At 60.1% G+C, this 18,550-nt stretch carries 17 protein-coding genes and 1 pseudogene; 6 read left to right on the top strand and 12 right to left on the bottom strand.

The window, feature by feature from the left end; all coding sequences use genetic code 11:
• Positions 1-77 precede the first annotated feature (77 nt).
• From VL003_RS11180 to accB, 4 genes are read right to left on the bottom strand one after another with little or no spacing between them, the layout of a single operon-like run.
• Entirely contained in the window at positions 78-917 is an 840-nt protein-coding gene (locus tag VL003_RS11180) for an HAD-IIA family hydrolase (RefSeq protein ID WP_325442476.1), read from the bottom strand.
• On the bottom strand, positions 914-2,407 hold the full coding sequence (locus tag VL003_RS11175) for a hypothetical protein (RefSeq protein WP_325442474.1): 1,494 nt from the start codon (positions 2,405-2,407) through the stop codon (positions 914-916). The genes VL003_RS11180 and VL003_RS11175 overlap by 4 nt, the downstream gene beginning before the upstream one ends.
• A complete protein-coding gene (locus tag VL003_RS11170) occupies positions 2,404-3,864 on the bottom strand; it encodes an acetyl-CoA carboxylase biotin carboxylase subunit (protein WP_325442472.1) in 1,461 nt (486 codons plus the stop codon). Before VL003_RS11170 ends, VL003_RS11175 begins: the two co-directional genes overlap by 4 nt.
• Before the next feature lie 9 nt (positions 3,865-3,873).
• Positions 3,874-4,383, bottom strand: coding sequence for an acetyl-CoA carboxylase biotin carboxyl carrier protein (accB, locus tag VL003_RS11165; protein WP_325442470.1), 510 nt, complete (start codon positions 4,381-4,383; stop codon positions 3,874-3,876).
• 103 nt (positions 4,384-4,486) lie between these two features.
• Between accB and VL003_RS11160 the strand changes: the two genes are divergently transcribed.
• The gene (locus tag VL003_RS11160) at positions 4,487-5,308 is read left to right on the top strand and encodes a helix-turn-helix domain-containing protein (protein WP_325442468.1); all 822 of its coding nucleotides are present in this window, start codon (positions 4,487-4,489) and stop codon (positions 5,306-5,308) included.
• A gap of 3 nt (positions 5,309-5,311) precedes the next feature.
• Here the strand turns inward: VL003_RS11160 and VL003_RS11155 are convergent, their stop codons facing one another.
• From VL003_RS11155 to VL003_RS11120, 8 genes are all read right to left on the bottom strand, one after another.
• Positions 5,312-6,031, bottom strand: a complete 720-nt coding sequence (locus VL003_RS11155; RefSeq protein WP_325442466.1) for an ABC transporter ATP-binding protein — start codon at positions 6,029-6,031, stop codon at positions 5,312-5,314.
• On the bottom strand, positions 6,028-7,812 hold the full coding sequence (locus tag VL003_RS11150; protein ID WP_325442464.1) for a branched-chain amino acid ABC transporter ATP-binding protein/permease: 1,785 nt from the start codon (positions 7,810-7,812) through the stop codon (positions 6,028-6,030). The genes VL003_RS11155 and VL003_RS11150 overlap by 4 nt, the downstream gene beginning before the upstream one ends.
• A complete protein-coding gene (locus VL003_RS11145) occupies positions 7,809-8,837 on the bottom strand; it encodes a branched-chain amino acid ABC transporter permease (RefSeq protein WP_325442462.1) in 1,029 nt (342 codons plus the stop codon). The genes VL003_RS11150 and VL003_RS11145 overlap by 4 nt, the downstream gene beginning before the upstream one ends.
• A gap of 136 nt (positions 8,838-8,973) precedes the next feature.
• Entirely contained in the window at positions 8,974-10,140 is a 1,167-nt protein-coding gene (locus VL003_RS11140) for an ABC transporter substrate-binding protein (RefSeq protein WP_325442460.1), read from the bottom strand.
• 25 nt (positions 10,141-10,165) lie between these two features.
• Positions 10,166-10,972 (bottom strand): SRPBCC family protein, encoded by an 807-nt coding sequence (locus tag VL003_RS11135; RefSeq protein ID WP_325442458.1) that lies wholly within the window; start codon positions 10,970-10,972, stop codon positions 10,166-10,168.
• Positions 10,962-11,441: a (2Fe-2S)-binding protein gene (locus VL003_RS11130; RefSeq protein WP_325442456.1), complete on the bottom strand. Its 480-nt coding sequence runs from the start codon at positions 11,439-11,441 to the stop codon at positions 10,962-10,964. The genes VL003_RS11135 and VL003_RS11130 overlap by 11 nt, the downstream gene beginning before the upstream one ends.
• Positions 11,438-12,322: an FAD binding domain-containing protein gene (locus VL003_RS11125; RefSeq protein ID WP_325442454.1), complete on the bottom strand. Its 885-nt coding sequence runs from the start codon at positions 12,320-12,322 to the stop codon at positions 11,438-11,440. The genes VL003_RS11130 and VL003_RS11125 overlap by 4 nt, the downstream gene beginning before the upstream one ends.
• Complete coding sequence (locus VL003_RS11120) at positions 12,315-14,642, bottom strand: xanthine dehydrogenase family protein molybdopterin-binding subunit (protein WP_325442452.1); 2,328 nt, start codon at positions 14,640-14,642, stop codon at positions 12,315-12,317. Before VL003_RS11120 ends, VL003_RS11125 begins: the two co-directional genes overlap by 8 nt.
• A 186-nt stretch (positions 14,643-14,828) precedes the next feature.
• On the opposite strand from VL003_RS11120, the gene VL003_RS11115 reads away from it, so the two are divergent.
• The 5 genes and pseudogenes from VL003_RS11115 to VL003_RS11095 form a co-directional block, all read left to right on the top strand.
• Positions 14,829-15,314: a MarR family winged helix-turn-helix transcriptional regulator gene (locus tag VL003_RS11115; protein WP_325442450.1), complete on the top strand. Its 486-nt coding sequence runs from the start codon at positions 14,829-14,831 to the stop codon at positions 15,312-15,314.
• Positions 15,315-15,400: 86 nt separating this feature from the next.
• Positions 15,401-16,075 (top strand): MBL fold metallo-hydrolase, encoded by a 675-nt coding sequence (locus VL003_RS11110; protein WP_325442448.1) that lies wholly within the window; start codon positions 15,401-15,403, stop codon positions 16,073-16,075.
• Positions 16,076-16,231: 156 nt separating this feature from the next.
• On the top strand, positions 16,232-16,519 hold the full coding sequence (locus VL003_RS11105; RefSeq protein WP_017522627.1) for a co-chaperone GroES: 288 nt from the start codon (positions 16,232-16,234) through the stop codon (positions 16,517-16,519).
• A gap of 47 nt (positions 16,520-16,566) precedes the next feature.
• Complete coding sequence (gene groL / locus VL003_RS11100) at positions 16,567-18,213, top strand: chaperonin GroEL (protein ID WP_325442443.1); 1,647 nt, start codon at positions 16,567-16,569, stop codon at positions 18,211-18,213.
• 198 nt (positions 18,214-18,411) lie between these two features.
• Positions 18,412-18,550 (top strand): annotated as a pseudogene (locus VL003_RS11095) (diacylglycerol kinase); the annotation flags it as partial.

Genomic DNA, 18,550 nt, shown 5'->3' with positions numbered 1-18,550 from the left:
TCCTGCTTATGTATTTTGTGCCAGGTCTTTTGTTAACCCTTTGACACAACGCCTGGCTTTAATTAATAGGACGGCCTTTAACGAATGAGGTCCAGCAGTTCATTAACGCCGGACAATGAATAATGCGGCTGCAACGTTTCGGGCAGGCCGGCAAAATCAGCCGCGCTTGCCAGCCCCGTATGCACGCCCACCGAAATGGCTCCACCCTGGTGCGCCATGGCATTTTCCAGGGTGGGGTCATCGCCCACGATGGCGATCTGTTGCGCGGGCACGCCCAACATGCCGCGCGCAACATCAAAAGCCGCGGCAGCGGGCTTGCCCACGATGACGGCCGCTACGCCCGTTACGCTGGCGACGGCCGCTGTAAGAGCCCCTGAAATGCCCAGTGTGCGGCCTTCGCGGCTGGCCAGAAACGGGGCGGTGGACACTGTGTACAAGCCCGCGCCGTTCCAGACCGCCCGCGACGCAGCTTCGAGATCGGCCAGACGAAACTCGGGATACCAGCCTATGAAGACGGCATCGGCGTCGTCCGCCCGCTCGGGCGACAACACAACCTCGAACCCCGCTTCGGCCAGCGGGCGCCACACGCCTTCGACGCCCAGCGCCAGCACCTTGTTATACCCGCGGCTTTTGAACAGCGACACCGCCGCTGCCGGCGGGGTAAGCGCCTGGTCATCCCTTATGTTCAAGCCTGCACTTTGCAGGGCCTGCGACAACTGCAGGGGCGTTTTGGTTGAACCGTTGGTAAACGCCACAAATGGCGTTTCGCGCCGGACAAGCAGCTGAATGATCTCAATGGCGCCCGGCAAGGGCTGATAGCCGTTGAGGTTACGGTCGGCCAGGGCAAGCGTGCCGTCGATGTCGAAAATGAATCCGCGCACGCCTTCCAGGCTGCGGGACGATACGGGGTGGCTCATGCCGTTCCTTGTGTGGGGCAGGTATTGCTGCGCAGATCGATCTTGAAACCCTCGCGCTCGACACGCGCGTGGGTGATGTCAGGGCGCTTGGAAAGCTCTTTGATTAATGTCTCGACCGGGGCTGCAGCAGGGTTATAGCTGCGACGGCAAGGGCCTGATGCAACCATGGCATCGACCTGTTCGGCCGGCATGACGGCACGCAGCAAGAACTCTTCGTCTGAGATATTGACACTGAAACGCTTGCGCAGCTCGGCCACGCCGGGCATGGAAGATTGCGAAAGGAGCTCGCGCGTGCGCGGCATTTGCTCGATGCGATCGCGCACATTCGGGTCGACCTGACCCGGCGGCGTGCCAAAGCGACCGGTGACGTAGCGAATGACTTCATCGGGTACGTTGACGTAACGTTGAGGGGCCAGCACATTCATGACAGCCATGGTGCCCACCACCTGCGAGAACGGCGTAACCATTATGGGGTAGCCCAGTTCCGCTCGCACGCGCACTACCTCTTCGTAAACCTCGGGCAGGCGGTGCTGCTGACGGATTTCACGTAACTGACGCTGCATGGTGCCGATCATTCCGCCGGGCAACTGATGCGAAAAATACCGCTCGTCGTATTCTTGCGGCACGCCCACCGGCAGGCCTTCGGCGCGCGCCAGCTGTTCGAACCAGGCACTGACCTGCGCCTGCGCATCCATATCGAGGCTGTGCGCCACACCGCGACTTTGCAGGTTATTGACGACGCTTTCGACCGTCGGCTGGCTGGTTCCGTTACCCAAGGGGCGCGCAGCGGTATGCAGCGCATCCACGCCAAGCTCGTGCGCCTCGGCATAGGTAAAGGGCGCCAGCCCAATGGTGCAGTGCGAATGCAGCTCGAAAGGCTTGTTGCCTGCGGCCTGCCGAATGGCCGGCAAGAGCGTACGGGCACGATCGACCGTCAGCAGGCCGCCGGGGTCTTTCAGGTAGATGCGGTCGATAAAGGGCTGGGCGGCCAGCTGCTCGGCCATGACGGAAAAGAATGCGTCGTTATGTATGGGGCTGACCGTATACACCAAAGCACCCACGATTTCCGAAGCGCCCGCCTTGTGTATGGCCTGGCAGTTGTCAATGACGGCCTGCGTGTTGTTCATGGGGTCCATCACCATGAAGCGTTCGATGCCGTTATTGACAAGCAGCTTGTACGAAAGCGCCATGAGCTCGGGGTGGGCGGTTTCCCAAGAGATGAACCGCATGCCGGTCGACAGAAAAGTAAGCGAGGTGCGTTTCAGGCTTGCCTTCATCAGGCGCAGGCGCTCCCAGGGATCCTCTTTGTGAAAGCGCACGGTAACCGCCATGTGGGTGCTGGTGCTGAAATCAATAGAGTGGTAGCCCACCTGATCCATGACGGGTGCGATGGGCAGCATCATGCCCGTGCGCAGGCCCGTTGCCGCCCACAGGCTTTGGTTTCCGTCTCGGACCGAAGTGTCGATAAATTGCATGGTGCCGTTCTTCATGGGTTCTCCTGCACGCCGGCGTCAAACTCTTTGGCCAGATAACGACCCAGGAAACCAGTGTCGACCTCGCCCCGCACAAACTCGGGGGTTTCGAGCACGGTTTGATGCAACGCAATATTGGTTGTGATGCCGGTAAGACGGGTTTGAGCCAAGGCCTGCAAAAGCCGGGTGCGCGCCTGGTCGCGGTTGGCGCCCACAGCCATGACCTTGCCCATCATGGAGTCGTAAAACGGTGAAATAGTGGCCCCTGCTTCAATGTGAGTATCAACGCGCACGCCCTGCCCTGCCGGAAAATACGCCTCTAGGACACGCCCCGGCGAGGGTGCAAAATCGCGATCGGGGTCTTCGGCATTGATGCGGCACTCGATGGCATGGCCTTGAATGCGGATATCGTCTTGTGTAAAGGCCAGCCGCCGCCCCTGGGCAATATTCAATTGCTGTTCAACCAGGTCGATGCCGGTAACCAGTTCGGTAACCGGGTGTTCGACCTGAATGCGCGCATTCATTTCCAGAAAGTAGAACTCACCGCGTATGACGTCGACCAGGAACTCGACAGTACCCGCACCGCGATATGCAATAGATTCGGCAAAGCGCACAGCCGCCTGGCGCAAGTCGGCGCGCAGCTTGTCGGGCAGTCCGGGCGCCGGCGCCTCTTCGATCAGCTTCTGGTAGCGCCGTTGCACGGAACAATCGCGGTCACCCAAATGTATGACCCGCGTTCCGTCGCCCAGCACCTGAACCTCGACGTGCCGGCCTTGTCTCACGAAGCATTCGATATATACGCGCCCGTCGCCAAAGGCAGCCAGGGCTTCTGCGCCGGCCAGCTCGAACAGCCCGGCCAGCTGCTGCGGGGTGTCGGCGCGCTTAAGCCCCCTTCCGCCGCCGCCACCGACGGCTTTGATCAGCACCGGGAAGCCGATGCGCTCGGCCATGGCCAGCGCCTCGTCCAGACCCTGTACAGGCCCACCGGGCGTAACAGGCACCTGAGCGGCCTGGGCAATGCGGCGCGCCTCGAGCTTGTCGCCCACGCGGTGAATCTGTTGGGCGGTTGGACCGATGAAAATAATTTGATTGTCTTCGCAGGCCTGGGCAAATTCAGCCCTTTCGGATAAAAACCCGTAGCCCGGGTGGATGGCATGCGCCCTCGTGCCCAAGGCCGCCTGAACAAGAGTACCGATTTGCAGGTAGCTGTCGGTGGCCCGCGCAGGCCCTATGCAAACGCTACGATCGGCCATGCGTGCACCGAGCGAGTTGCGATCGGCCTTGGAAACCGCCAGAACCGATTCAAGGCCCAGGTGCTTTAGCGTGCGCAATATGCGCACGGCGATCTCGCCCCGATTGGCTACCAGTACCCGCTGAATGGGCTCGCCCCCGGACACGACCTGGGTATTTTGCTTTGCATTCGCCCAAGCTGCGGCGTTCGGATGGACGGAAGCCACTTTGTCTTGATTCGGCATGGCGGCCCTTTAAGCACGAACCCGCATCAACGGCTGATCATACTCAACCAGATCGCCGTCGTTGACCAGGATCTCGACAATTTCGCCTTGAACGCCTGCCGCAGTGGAATTCATGAGCTTCATCACTTCGATAATGCCCACTACCGTGTTCTCGTCGACCCGGCTGCCCACCGAAACAAAAGGCTCGGCGCCAGGTTTGGGGCAGCGATAGAACGTGCCCAGCATGGGCGCGCGAACCTCGAGCAGGCTGGTGTCATGCGACGATTCGGCTTGCACTGCTTCCGGGGCGACGGCCGCCCCGGCCGCCCCGATTGCACTTGCGGGTTGCCCGACCTGGGCAACAGACGGCGTCGCCGAAGCACTGCCCAAAGCCTGCGAAGCGCCTGACATCTGAGCCGAACCCGCGCCATTGCGGCGCAACTGCAGCTTGACCCCGTCGACCTCGAGCAGCAGCTCGTCAAAGTGCGACGCATCAAGCAGCTTGATGATGTTTTCCACATCGGCGTGAGAAAAGCTCATGCCCGGTCTCCTGGAGTTCTGGTCTTGCGATCCAGTGTTGCTCAAGGCCCGCTGCAGTGCTAGCATCAATTACACAGTTTTCACTGGGTGAAATCTGAAGCCTATGCGCGAATACAAAGTAAAAACCATCCGAGCCCTGGACCGCGGACTGGAAGTGCTGCAAACGCTGCATGAGTTTCGCAACGCCAGCCTGCACGACCTGTACCTGGCCACTGGTCTGCCCAAGGCCACGCTTACTCGCATACTTGCCACCCTGGAAAGTCGGGGCCTGGTCTGGCAACGCCTGGCCGACGGCGCGTTCATGGCCAGCCACATTTATCGGCCGCGCCTGGCACAGATCAATGACGAGCATTTCCTGGTCGAGACCGCTTCACCCATATTGGGGCGCTTATGCCAAAAGGTGAACTGGCCGTCGATTCTGGCCGTGCCGCGGCTCGACTACCTGGAGGTTATTGAGACCAACAGCCCCAAATCATATTTCTCGCATATCCCTCTGGGGCCAATCGGGTTTCGTGTAAACATGCTGAGATCGGCAACCGGGCGAGCCTACCTGGCGTTCTGCAGCGATGCCGAACGCCAGGCCGTACTACAGCGCTTGAGGGTAAGCAGCGAACCGGGCAACGACCTGGCCAGACAGCCCCGAGAAGTAGAAGCATTGCTCAAAGAAACGCGCAAGCTGGGGTACGGCACGCGCGTCAGGGATTTTGGCGGCCACTTCGCTAAATCGCGCCGCGAATGGGACGACCGGCGCGACTCGATTGCGGTTCCCATCTGGGCGGGCGAAGAAGTGGTGGCTATTGTCAACCTGACCTGGATGCATTCCGTGGCCACGGTCGGTGAAATCGCCGAGAAACACCTGCCGGTATTACAGCAGGCGGCCCAGGACATTTCGACCAGACTGATGACGGCGGGGCCCAGGCCCTAGGCGTCAGGCTCCGCCCAGATATGCCCGCCGCACACGCTCGTCGTTGATCAGTTGGTCGGCAGGCCCGCCAAGCGTAATGCAGCCGCCTTCAAGAACATGCCCTTCGGAAGATACCTTCAAGGCCGCCCGAGCATTTTGCTCGACCAGCAACACCGACAGCCCGCGATGACGCAACTGGCCTATTTCGGTCAATATTTCTTGCACGATGAGGGGAGCCAGGCCCAGGCTGGGTTCATCCAGCATCAGCAGGCGCGGCTGGCTCATCATGGCGCGACCAAGGGCCAGCATCTGGCGCTCGCCCCCCGAAAGCGTGTCGGCGCGCTGATCACGCCGCTCGGCCAAGCGGGGAAAGCGGCCATAGGTTTCGTCCAGCTTGCGCTTTAGCTCTGCCTTCGACAGTTTTCTTGAATAGCCCCCCAGGACCAGATTGTCGAGCACCGACATGTCGCCAAACAGTTCACGCTGCTCGGGCACCAGACAAAGCCCCATCTCAAGCCGGGTTTCGACATCAAGACGGGTGATATCCACACCATCAAAACATATGCGGCCTTCAACAGGCTGCAGCAGCCCCATCAACGCAGCAAGCAGCGTGGTCTTGCCCGCGCCGTTAGGGCCGATGACCGAACTGATATGGCCTTCTTGCAAGGAAAAAGACACGCCTCGCACCGCTTCGACCTGACCATAGGCCACATGCAGGTCTTCGACTTCCAGCAATGCACTCATGCGTCGCCTCCCAAATACGCTTGTTGGACCTGAGCATCGGCGCGAGCCTCGGCGGGCTTGCCCTCAAAGATCTTGCTGCCGAAGTTCATGACCACCAGGCGGTCGACCAGACTCATGACAAACTCCATATCGTGTTCCACGATCAACACCGTGACGCCTTCGATACGCAGGTTGTCCAGCAATTGCGACAAGGCCTGCTTCTCGAACAGACGCAGCCCCGCTGCAGGCTCGTCCAGCATAAGCAGCACCGGGTCTGCAGCCAGTGAGCGCGCTATCTCGACAAGCCGCTGTGTTCCAAGCGGAAGGCTGCCAGCAAGCTCGTATGCATGCTCGGTCAGCCCCACCCGCTTGATCTGCGCCATGGCTTCAGCCATGATCTGCGTCTCTTCGGCGTGATCAAGGCTTAGGCCGCCGCGCCACAAGCCGCATCGACCTCGGGCATGCGCACCCAGCGCCACGTTTTCAAGCACGGTCATGCGCGGTCGCAGCTTCACGTGCTGAAACGTACGAGCCACGCCGCGAAGCGCGATATCTCGTTGCGACAGGCCGGCAAGCGGTTGGCCCAAAAACTGCACCTTGCCGTCGCTTAGCGGCAAAGTGCCGGTAAGCAGATTGAACATGGTTGATTTACCTGCGCCGTTCGGGCCGATCAGGCCCAGAATTTCGCCGGCCCGGACTTCAAAGCTGACGCCATTGACCGCCACCAGCCCCCCGAAACGCTTGGTGGCGTTCTGGGCGCTCAGGATGAGACTGCCCGGCTCGGGCATGTTTCTTCGAGGCAGACTGGAGGCAGGCTCTGGCAATGAGACCGGATTGCGCAACGGGCGAACTCGCTCGACAAGGCGAGCAAGCGGGCGTCCCAGCCCGCCGGGCATGCGCAGCAGGATCAACAGAAACAGCACGGCGAAGACCAGCGAGTTGACCTGCGCCCCTCGATTGGTAAAGAGAGGCAGAATGTCCTGCAACTGGTTGTTGATACCAATGTACAAGGCTGAGCCAAGCAAAGCGCTGCTTAGCTGAGACATGCCGCCCAGCACCATCATGAACACATAGTCGATGCTGGCATGCAGGGAAAACGGCGTATGGCTGACGAAGCGATTGGTGTGGGCATACAGCCAGCCCGCTACGGTCGCGTAGGCCGACGCCAGGACAAACAACGTCAGGCGCAGCCGAAATGCGTCAGCGCCAAAGCTGGCCATCAGCACTTTGCCGCCGCGCAGGGCGCGGATGGTGCGCCCGACACGTGCTCCCAGCAAGTTATAGGCGAACCACCCTCCGGCCAGCACCAGCAGCCAGATCAGAACAAAAATACTCTGTGACTGGTTCAGCACCCAGGAACCCAACTGAATGGCCGGGACGCCGTCGATGCCGGTATGGCTGCCCAAGGCTGGGCTATTGGCAAAAACCAGCGGCACGGCCAGCCCCCAGGCGATGGTGCTTAGCGCCAGGTAATGGCCGCCCAGGCGCATGGTGATGGCGCCCACCACCCAAGCACTGCCGCAGGTCAGCAACAGCCCCATCAGCAATCCCGCCCACGGCGACAAGCCCTGCGTGGTGGTAAGCCATGCCGTTGAATAAGCGGCAATGCCCACAAAAGCGGCCTGCCCGAAAGACAACACCCCCCCCACACCCGACACCAGGACCAGGCCGAACACCACCAATGCGGCAATGCCTATGTCGTTAAGCAGGGCAATATGAAAGCTGCCGAGCACTTTCGGCACCACGGCGATCAGCACCAGCAAAAGCAGCGGCACTGCGAATGTCCACGCGCGACGCTTCATTCTTCACTCTCTTGTTCTTCGTGATGCGCCGACAAGCTCGAACGGATCACGAGTATTGGAATCAATAAACCGAACACAATGGCGTCCTTCAAACCGCTATTCCAGAACGCCGCGTAACTTTCCGCCACGCCGACCAGCAATGCGCCCAACGCCGTAAGGGGGTAGCTGACCATGCCCCCGATAATCGCCGCCACAAAGGCTTTGAGGGTAAGGATGAGCCCACTGTCGTAGTAAACGGTGGCCACCGGCGAAACCAGCACACCCACCACGCCGGCCAGCAAGGCCGCAATAATGTGCGCAATGGTGGCCGTGAACGCCGGGCGGATGCCCACCAGCCTGGCGCCGGTAGGATTGGACGCGGTAGCGTGCAATACCTTGCCCACGCGCGTGCGCTGCAAGCCCAGGTAGAACAACACGGCCAATACCACGGCCACACCTATGGTCATGAGTGTCTGGTAATTGACGACCAGACTGGATGACAGGGCTACTGAGCCGTCGATGGCGGCGTTGGTGCGCAGACCTTCGGGGCCGAACCAAAGCAGCCCCAACCCTGCCAGGACCAGGTCAAGCACCAACGAGACGATAAGCAGGCTCAGCACCGAGGCCTGGGCGATAGGCCGTAACGCTACGCGCTCGATCAGCGGGCCCAGGGGCACAGCCAGCAAAATGGCCGCCGCCACGCGCAATGCGCCGGAATCCTGGCCGGTGGCCCAAACAGCCAGTGCACAAGGAAGCAAAGGGGCCACCACCCAGCCCAGCAGCATACGCGGCACACGCCGCCAAGCCTTGTCCTGCCGGATGCGGTTGAGCTCCATCAGCACCGCCAACACCATGAACAAGCCAATGAGATTGATCATGGCAGGCAGGCGCCCCGATTCCATGGCCCCGAGGCTTAGGGCCGAGAACACCGCAATGCTGCCGAAGGGTACAAAAATGACTCTCGTGACCGAGAAAATCAGTACGAGCCCTAGCCCGATAATCAGATAGATCGCCGACCAGGCCAAGCCATCCGCCAGCAATATCATTGCAATTGTTGAATCCATCCGTCAGCGTTCTGTCTGGTTGGTTGATAAAAGGGTTTTGCAGGCCCTGCACTTGCTGCAGGGCCTGCAGGGGGTGGCGTTCACCCCAGGTGATGTGCGGATTGAAAGAGCGGCGGGTTTACTGCAGTACCCACTTGCCCTTATCGAGCTTGACGATCACAACCGAACTTTTGTCCACGCCGTAAGCCGTATTGGGCGAGTATGTAAATACGCCTTCGGTTGCGGCCAGGTTCTTGGTCGATTTGATCGCATCGCGCAGGGCCTCGCGATACTCGGGGGTGCCCGGCTGAATGCTTTCAGGCACGCGCTTGGCCGCTTCCGTTACCACCAGCCACGCATCAAAGGCATAAGCCGAGAACACGTCGTAAGGGGCTTCGTTGTGCACCGCCTCGTAGGCCTTGGCGTACTTTCCAACGATTTCCTTGCTGGGGTTGTCGGCGGGAAGCTGCTCACCAACCAGTGCCGGACCCGTCGGCACGAGCAGGCCTTCGCCGGCTTCGCCCACCAGCTTCACGAACTCGGGGCTAAGAATGGCATGGGTGCCGTAAATGGCGCCCTTGTAGCCACGCTCGTGCAGGCCGATGTACGGCAGAGCGCCCGGTGTACCGGCCCCACCGCCCAGGACGGCATCAGGCTTGGCGGCCATGACTTTCAGCACTTGGGCGGCCACCGAATTATCGGCACGGGCGTAACGCTCGTTGGCCACCACCTCGATGCCGGCTTCTTTGGCGTACTGTTGCAAAGCCGCATAGGCCACGTCCCCCCAGGCATCGGCGAACCCGATGTAGCCCACGGTTTTTACGCCATTGCGCTTCATTTCATCAACCACCGCCGACACCATGGTGTGACCCGACTGAGTGGTGGTAACCGCCCAGGCCGCTGCTTCGTCCTTGAGTTCGATGGGCGTAAACGAAACCAGAGGCGTCTTGCCCTCGCGCGAGACGGTGGCCAGCGCCATGGCACCCGGTACGCTGCTGGTACCGATCAGCACATCGACGTTGTCCTGCTCGATCAGCTTGCGCGCATTGCGGGTGGTCAGCGAAGGATTGGACGCATCGTCAAGCTGCAGCACCTTGAGCTGATGACCGTTGACGGTGTCTTGATACTGAACGCCCGCCTTGATGCCTTCGACCGTGCTCAGGCCCTGGGCGGCAACCGGGCCGGACAAGGGCACAATAACGCCCACTTTAATCTCTGCGGCATGGGCCGCAGCGCCAAACAGGCCTGCGATCAATGCCCCGCTTAACAGTCGCAGGGCACCGCCTATTTTCTTCTGTTCAAACATAGCTGTCTCCTAAAATGATCTTGTTTTACTTTGGCTGGGCTAGTAGTTCGCGCAACCATTCCTGGCACTGGCCGGCAGCTTCTACCGGCCACTCGATCGAAACCGTACGGTCTTTTTGACGCACTTCTACACGAATCACTGATGAAGCCGGCGCCGCCACGCGGCTGCTCGATGCGCGGGTGGGTGCCAGCAAGCGCGAGAACCAGCCTGTCAACCGACCCTCGTCGTAGGCAGGGGTATCAGCGGCGGCCGTGGCACGATGCGCCGGCTGCCCGGGCTGAGGTCTTGTCGCAGCTGCAGCAGCCGAGACGGAGACTCTGGCGTGTTCTACTGCCGTTTCGTCGGCACCGGCCTTGGCCGACGTCTCGGCCGGCTCGGACTCCGCCCCCCCTTCAATACGCTGGGCCAGGTTCTTGCCGAACTCGTCCCACATGCGATCGGCCTTGGTCTTCATGACGGACAGACCAAAAGTGCCCAGGCGTCCGAGTAGATCGACATTGACCTTGATGCGCAATTCAGTGCCGCCGTCAGGCGTTTCACTGAGAAATATTTCGCTGGTCTGTTTAAGCGAACTGGCCACCGAGGCGTCTTCCCCCGTGCCTTCGGCGCGCAAATACTCGGGCTCGCGCTGTTCAACAATATTCGTACGAAGCTTGAACTTGGCACTGATGAACGAGATTTTCACTTTCATCAGCGCGGCGTATTCGGTGGGGCTGATCACGTCGATGGATTGCATGCCCGGCACGGCGCCGGTCATGACATGCGGGTCCATGAGCATGGCCCACACCTGAGTCCGGGGTGCCGAAACCACCAGTGTCTTTTCAATTTCCATGGTTCATTTCTTCTGCAGCGTGCAAAACGGACTCGACGATCTGGGTGTAGCCCGTACAGCGGCATAAGTTGCCCGACAGGCCGCGTTGCACTTCTTGTATGGTGGGCTGGGCATTGTTCTTGAGCAGGTCACACGAGGCCATGATCATGCCCGGGGTGCAGTAGCCGCATTGCAAGCCGCCGCACTGCATGAAGCTTTTCTGCAAGGGGTGAAGCGTGTCGCCCTGAGCCAGGCCTTCGATGGTGGTGATGGCGCGTCCGTTGACCTGTACCGCCAGAAGCAGACACGACTTGACCACGTCGCCGTCAAGCAAGATTGAACAAGCCCCGCAAACGCCTGTTTCGCATCCCCGTTTGGTGCCGGTAAGCTGCAGGTCGTCGCGCAGGAAGTCGGAAAGCAGGCGACCGGTGGGTACTTCCAGGCTGTGCGCCTGGCCGTTGACAGTGCATTCGATACGATGCGAGCTCATGCCGACACCCCTTCGTCGATGGAAAGTTCAAATAATTCGCAAATCGTGCGTCGGACCACCGCTCGCACCATATCGCGCCGAAACTCGGCGCTGCCACGTGAGTCGGACAAGGTTTCAATGTCGGCGGCAACCCGATCGGCTGCCTCAAGCGCCACAGCCGCATCGACAACCCGGCCGCGCAGCAAGGCTTCGGCACGCTGAACGCGCAAAGGAATGGGAACCGACGCCCCCACGGCCAGCCGCGCGTCGTGGCACTGGGCCCCGTCGCGCTTGGCGACCAGCGCGACACTGACCAGGGGCCGATGCTCGGCCGCCGTGCGCAAAAATCGGTTGTACACGCCCGAGGTGCCAGACGGCAGAGTCGGCACGCGAATCTCGATCAGGATCTCGTCGGGTTCGAGAGCGGTTTCAAAGTAATCGACAATGAATGCCTCCAGAGGCAAGCTGCGTTCGCCACGGGGGCCCGCCAGCACCACTTGCGCCTCGAGCGCCAGCAAACAGGTGGGGGGGTCGGTGGAAGGGTCGCCATAACACAGGTTGCCACCCAGGGTTCCCTGGTTGCGCACCTGTGGGTTGGCCACACGCGCCGCCATGCTTGCCAGCATCGGAAAATACTGCTGAACCAGGGGCGACGCTGCCAGGTCGGCATGTCGCGTCATGGCACCGATGCGCAGGCCTTTTTGCCCGTCAAAATCAATACCGTGCAAGCGCTGGATTTTTGCAAGGGAAACCAGATGCGAGGGCTGCACCATACGCTGACGCATGGTAAGCACTAGCGCCGTCCCGCCCGCAATCAGCCGCACTTCCTCGTCTTGCAGATCGGCGAGCAGGCGGCCGGCCTCTTCGATTGAGGTCGGCTCAAAATATTCGAAACTACGCATGGTTGGCGCCTCCTTCTTGTTTGGCGCGCAGGGCAGCCAGCACTTTCTCGGGCGTAATGGGCAGGTCGGTGATACGTATGCCCACCGCGTCGTACACCGCGTTGGCAATGGCCGGCGCCCCCATCAATATCGGGGTTTCGCTGGCCGCCTTGGCCCCGTATGGGCCCACCGGGTCCATCGACTCGACGAACCCGCCGCGCAACATCGGCAGGGACTCAGCCGTGGCCATGGTGTAGTCGGCGAAATTACCGTTGGCGATACGGCCGTCTTCCAGTTGCAAGTGTTCGTACAAGGCCCAGCCTATGGCCTGAGCGACCCCGCCGTTGGCCTGGCCATGCACGGCAGCCAGGTTCAGCGCCCGGCCCAGATCATCGGAAAGGAAGCTGTCCAGCACGGTGACCTGACCGGTTTCGGTGTCTACCTCGACCTCGACGGCCTGAGCAGAAAATGAATGGGTAGGTGCACAGTTGCCATACAGATCGGCATCGGGCTCTTGAGTTTGTGGGTCCCAGGTTTCGCTGACCTGCAAGGCCTCGCCGCCGTGGCGCCAGACATGGGCACGGGCCAGTTCGGCCAGGCTGAAGCGTTTGTCGGTGCCCCGCACTTGAACGCCCCCGTTGTCGGCAAGCTCCATGTCGTCGGGCGACGCCTGCGCCAGCTGCGCCGCCACGGCAAACAACTTGGCCTTGGCGGCCTGGCCTGCACGTATGGCCGCATTACCCGCCGACATGGTGACGCGCGAGGCAAACGACCCCAGCGCATAGGGTGCGCTGTCGGTGTCCGGGGCAAGCAAGCGCACCTGCGACATCGGCACCTTCAGCTCGTTGGCAATAATCTGGGTGACCATCGTCATGGCGCCCTGCCCCATGTCGCATTCCCCGCTACGGGCAACGACGCCGCCGTCTTCGTTGATGGTAAGCGTGACGGTGGAGCCGTCCCAGTTGCCCATTGTGCGGTTGCCACATACGTGCATGGCGGCAGCCATACCCACGCCCCGGCGCCGAACACCGCTGCCGCGCGGGGCCGCACGCTTGCCTGCCCAGTCAAGTGCCTGGGTTGCATTGTCGATGCACTGCTTGAAGCCCGTGCTTTGGATTTTCCAGCCATGAACCGAGGTGTCGCCCGCTTCGATTGCATTGCGCTTGTGGATGTCGATGGGGTCGAGGTTCAGTTTGCGCGCCATGGTATCGATATGGCTGTTCAAGGCGAACAACATTTGCGAACCCCCGAACCCGCGAAACGCCCCATGGGGCGGCGTGTGCGTATGCGTAAGCACTGCATCGCAGCGCACGTTCGGCGTGCGGAACATATTGTCGCTGCGCATGGCGGAGACGTGCATGACCTCGCCCGCCAGCCCCGAGTAAGCTCCGCAGTCGGCAATGATTTTTACGTCTTTGGCCACAATGGTGCCGTCCTGGCTCATGCCCAGCTTGAGCGTGATGCGCTCGGGCACGCTACTGCAGCACGACAAAAAATCTTCAAGGCGGTTATTTAGCAGACGGACCGGGCGACGCGTGTGCAGCGCCAGCAAACCGGCCACCAGCTGGTTGTCATCTTCGACGATTTTTCCGCCAAAGCCGCCGCCGGTGGTTTGCTGCACCACTCGAACTGAAGAAATGGGCAGCTCAAGCGCCTTGGCAATGCGCGAACGCGCCAGAAATACGGTTTGAGTGGAGGTCCAGACATGCAAGCGGTCGTCGGCCTCGACCGAAGCTACGGAAACCATGGGCTCGAGATAACCCGGATACTGGGGCGACGTACTGTATGTGGCTTCGTAGACGTAATGCGCCGATGCCATGGCCGCGTCGACGTCACCTCGGTGAAACTTGATTTCGTGAGCGATATTGTCTTCACGGCCCGGGTGCACCGTAGGCGCCCCAGGCGCCAGCGCCTGGTCTGGTGTTAGCAAGGCCGGCAGCTCTTCATATTCGACCCGGATCAAGTCCAGCGCGTCGCGGGCAATATCTTCGGTAACGGCAGCCACAGCGGCCACCTCTTCGCCCGCAAAACGCACCACGCCCTTGGCAAGTATGTAGCGCTCTTTGGCGGGCCCGCCGCCCCATGGCGTGGCAGGCGCATCGTTGCCGGTCAGCACCGCCTTGACGCCCGGCAGCGCCAGCGCCGCCGAAGTGTCGATGGTGACAATACGAGCATGGGCATACGGGCTGCGCAATATGGCGCCGTGCAACATGCCGGGCATCTTGATGTCGCCCGCATACTGCGCCCGACCCAGAACCTTGGCCTGGTGATTGACCTGCGGGAGCTCGGTGCCCAAGGTAAAGTGCGGGGGCTGCGCGCCCGGTATCGCTGAATTACTCATAACACTGACCACTTTGAGACGGGTGTTTGACTGATAATGAGCAGAGTGTGCGCCGATCAAATTGATAAATCAATTAACACCATTCCTTATTGACTTATCAATTTGATTGGAGTAAATATTTAAAGTTATAGAGCGCAAACCAATGCGCGCTTTTCCGGCAGCGCCACCCTTTTTCTGATGTTGGTCGTGACACGCAACCCTAATACCTGCCCCTGGGCACATATTGAACCCGACGGGTCCAACCTTACTGTCGAAGACTTTCTTTCTGTGCCGATCGTGCGAATCGCGGCGCACCTGAAGCGCTTTCCCAGTACCTATGCAGGCACGGTCGACCTGACCCTGCCGCAATGGCGCTTGCTGTCAACTGTGGCGCACCATAAGACCATTCCGATGAAACAGTTGGCCGAGGTGTCCGCCAGCGACAAAGCCCTGGTCAGCCGCACGGTAAAAGAGCTGGTCGCAAAAGGCCTGGTGCTGACCTCACCCATGAACAGCGGCGATCGCTCGCTCGTATGCAACATTACGCCCAAGGGAGCAAAGACCGTCGACAAGGTTATTCCCCTGGCACGCGAGCGCCACGCCCGCCTGCTGCTCTCGCTCGACGTCGAAGACCGCGTGCGGCTGTACGACATTCTTCAAAAATTGCAGACAGTTTGCGCGGATATTGATTAGGGCGCGGGATCACCACGTTTACACTACCCTTATCGAGCGGCGGCTGTCGACTCGAAGTGCCTGTAATGACTTGTACAGGAGGCGTGATGAAGCAAATTCAACCGGACCTGTTCGAGACTGAAGCCGAAAGCCCCTTTAGCGGCGTATATACCCATGCCTATTTACTACTGCATGGCGACGGCAACGTCTTGTTCTATAACACCAGCCGCCTCGAAGAGATCGAGCACATGGAGCAACTGGGTGGAGTGGCGCGTCAGTACCTAAGTCATTGCGACGAACTCAGCGAGAGCCTGAATATGATTGCCGAGCGCTACGGCGCTGAGCTAGGCGGCCATGTCAACGAACTGGAGCAGTTTTCGAAATTTCGTCGCCCCACCATTTTGTTCGAGCGACGAGACACCCATCTGGGCAATATCGAGGTCATTCCCACGCCCGGCCACAGCCCGGGAAGCACCTGCTTCTATGTGCACTCACCTTACGGCAAGCGCTACCTCTTCACAGGAGACACCCTGTATTTCAATAAGAACAAGGTATTGGCGACTGCGTTCTTTCCACGGCGCGGCGACCTTCAAAGCTATGTAAAAAGCCTGGAGACACTCGGCACCCTGGAGCCAGACGTCGTGATTTCCAGCGCTACCGGAGGACAAGGCGGCTACCACGAGATCGATCGGGGCGAATGGCCGGAACACGTAAGCCGCGCGCTGGAAGGCTTACTGGAAAAGCAACGCAGCGCTAATGCTATGAAGCCTTCCCAGGATTGAAACTCCGTGCACGACAAACCTTAGGGATAAACAAAAAATCCGCCCATGCCCTTGAAGTATCTGATACCGCCCTTATAATTAGCACTCGAGGGGGTAGAGTGCTAGCAAGCCGCCCCCGTCGCCAATACCAACATTTTTGATAACAGGAGTTCCTTCATGGCACTGCGTCCTTTGCACGATCGCGTGATCGTCAAACGTCTGGACAACGAGCGTACTACTGCTTCGGGCATCGTTATCCCCGAAAGCGCCGCTGAGAAGCCCGATCAGGGCGAAGTCATTGCCGTTGGTCCCGGCAAAAAAGCTGAAGATGGCAAGGTAACGCCGGTCGACGTCAAAGCGGGCGACAAGGTTCTGTTCGGCAAATACGCCGGCCAGGCTGTCAAGGTCGATGGCGAAGAGCTTCTCGTCATCCGCGAGGACGAAATCCTCGCCGTCATCCAGTAATCTGCCCCCGAATCTGAACCGAATTCGAATCAAGCAAGGAATCAACAATGGCTGCTAAGCAAGTTCTATTCAGCGACGACGCGCGCACGCGCATCGTTCGCGGTGTCAACACCCTGGCAAACGCCGTCAAAACCACTCTTGGCCCCAAAGGCCGCAACGTTGTGCTCGAGCGTTCGTTCGGCGCCCCCACCGTCACCAAAGACGGCGTGTCGGTTGCCAAAGAGATCGAACTGAAAGACAAATTCGAGAACATCGGCGCTCAGCTGGTTAAAGAAGTCGCCTCCAAAACGTCGGACAACGCCGGTGACGGCACCACCACTGCCACGGTGCTGGCTCAGTCCATCGTCGAAGAAGGCCTGAAGTACGTTGCCGCCGGCATCAACCCCATGGACCTCAAGCGCGGTATCGACAAAGCCGTTGCCGTTGCCGTTGACGAGCTCAAAAAAATCTCGCGTCCTTGCACCACCAGCAAGGAAATCGCCCAGGTCGGTTCCATCTCGGCCAACAGCGATGCATCCATCGGCAAAATCATTGCCGACGCCATGGACAAAGTGGGTAAAGAAGGCGTCATTACCGTTGAAGACGGTAAATCGCTGGACAACGAACTGGACGTCGTCGAAGGCATGCAATTCGACCGCGGCTACCTGTCGCCCTACTTCATCAACAACCAGGACAAGCAAGTTTCCGTTCTGGACGATCCGTATGTTCTGATCTACGACAAAAAAGTCAGCAACATCCGCGACCTGCTGCCCATTCTCGAGCAAGTGGCCAAATCCAGCCGTCCGCTGCTGATCGTGGCTGAAGACGTCGAAGGCGAAGCCCTGGCTACCCTGGTCGTCAACAACATCCGCGGCATCCTGAAAACCACGGCTGTCAAGGCTCCTGGCTTCGGCGACCGCCGCAAAGCCATGCTCGAAGACATCGCCATTCTTACCGGCGGCACGGTTATTTCGGAAGAAACCGGCGGTTCGCTTGAAAACGCCACGCTCGAAGAGCTGGGCCAAGCCAAGCGCATCGAAGTCGGCAAAGAAAACACCATCATTATCGACGGCGCCGGCGACGGCAAATCGATCGAAGCACGCGTCAAACAAATTCGCGTTCAGATCGAAGAAGCCACGTCCGACTACGACCGCGAAAAACTGCAAGAGCGCGTGGCCAAACTGGCCGGCGGTGTTGCGGTGATCCGCGTCGGCGCAGCCACCGAAGTCGAAATGAAGGAAAAGAAAGCCCGCGTTGAAGACGCCCTGCACGCCACCCGCGCAGCCGTCGAAGAGGGCATTGTTCCTGGCGGCGGTGTTGCACTGATCCGTGCCAAAGCTGCCATTGCCAAAGTCAAGGGCGACAACATCGACCAGGAAGCCGGCGTCAAGCTGATTCTGCGCGCGATCGAAGCTCCTCTGCGCACCATTGTTGCCAACGCCGGCGAAGAGCCCAGCGTCGTGGTCAACAACGTCGCTAAAGGCGAAGGCAACTACGGCTACAACGCTGCCACCGGCGAGTACGGCGACCTGGTTGAGCAAGGTGTGCTGGACCCCACCAAGGTTACCCGCACTGCCCTGCAAAACGCAGCGTCGGTTGCCGCACTGCTGCTGACCACCGAAGCCGCTGTGGCTGAAGTGGCTGAAGACAAGTCGGCTCCGGCCATGCCCGACATGGGCGGCATGGGTGGTATGGGCGGCATGGGCGGTTTCTAAGCACGCCACAGCCCAAACCAAAGCCACTGCTTTGTCATGCGGCCGGGCCCTTGCGGGCCAGGGCCGCAAGAAGCCCCCGGGTAAAACCGGGGGCTTCTTTGTTTCATGCCGCTTAATGTGCTTGTGCCCAAGCCCTGGCGCGGTTTTCTCTTACAATGCCCCAGACACAACATAACCGCCCCACTTATCCATGGCGTCATGACGCAACATAAATCACCGTATAAAAGTCGAGGCGGCCCGGCCCGCCTGATCAATGCGCTGCGTTATTCCATGCAGGGATTAGGCGCAGCCCTTAAGCATGAGGCGGCCTTTCGCCAAGAGCTGCTTTTGTGCATGG

The sequence above is a fragment of the Pusillimonas sp. genome (genome assembly GCF_035515275.1).
GTDB lineage: Bacteria > Pseudomonadota > Gammaproteobacteria > Burkholderiales > Burkholderiaceae_B > Pusillimonas.
The sequence above is the reverse complement of the archived record's forward strand: the minus strand, read 5'-3'. Positions and strand labels throughout refer to the sequence as shown.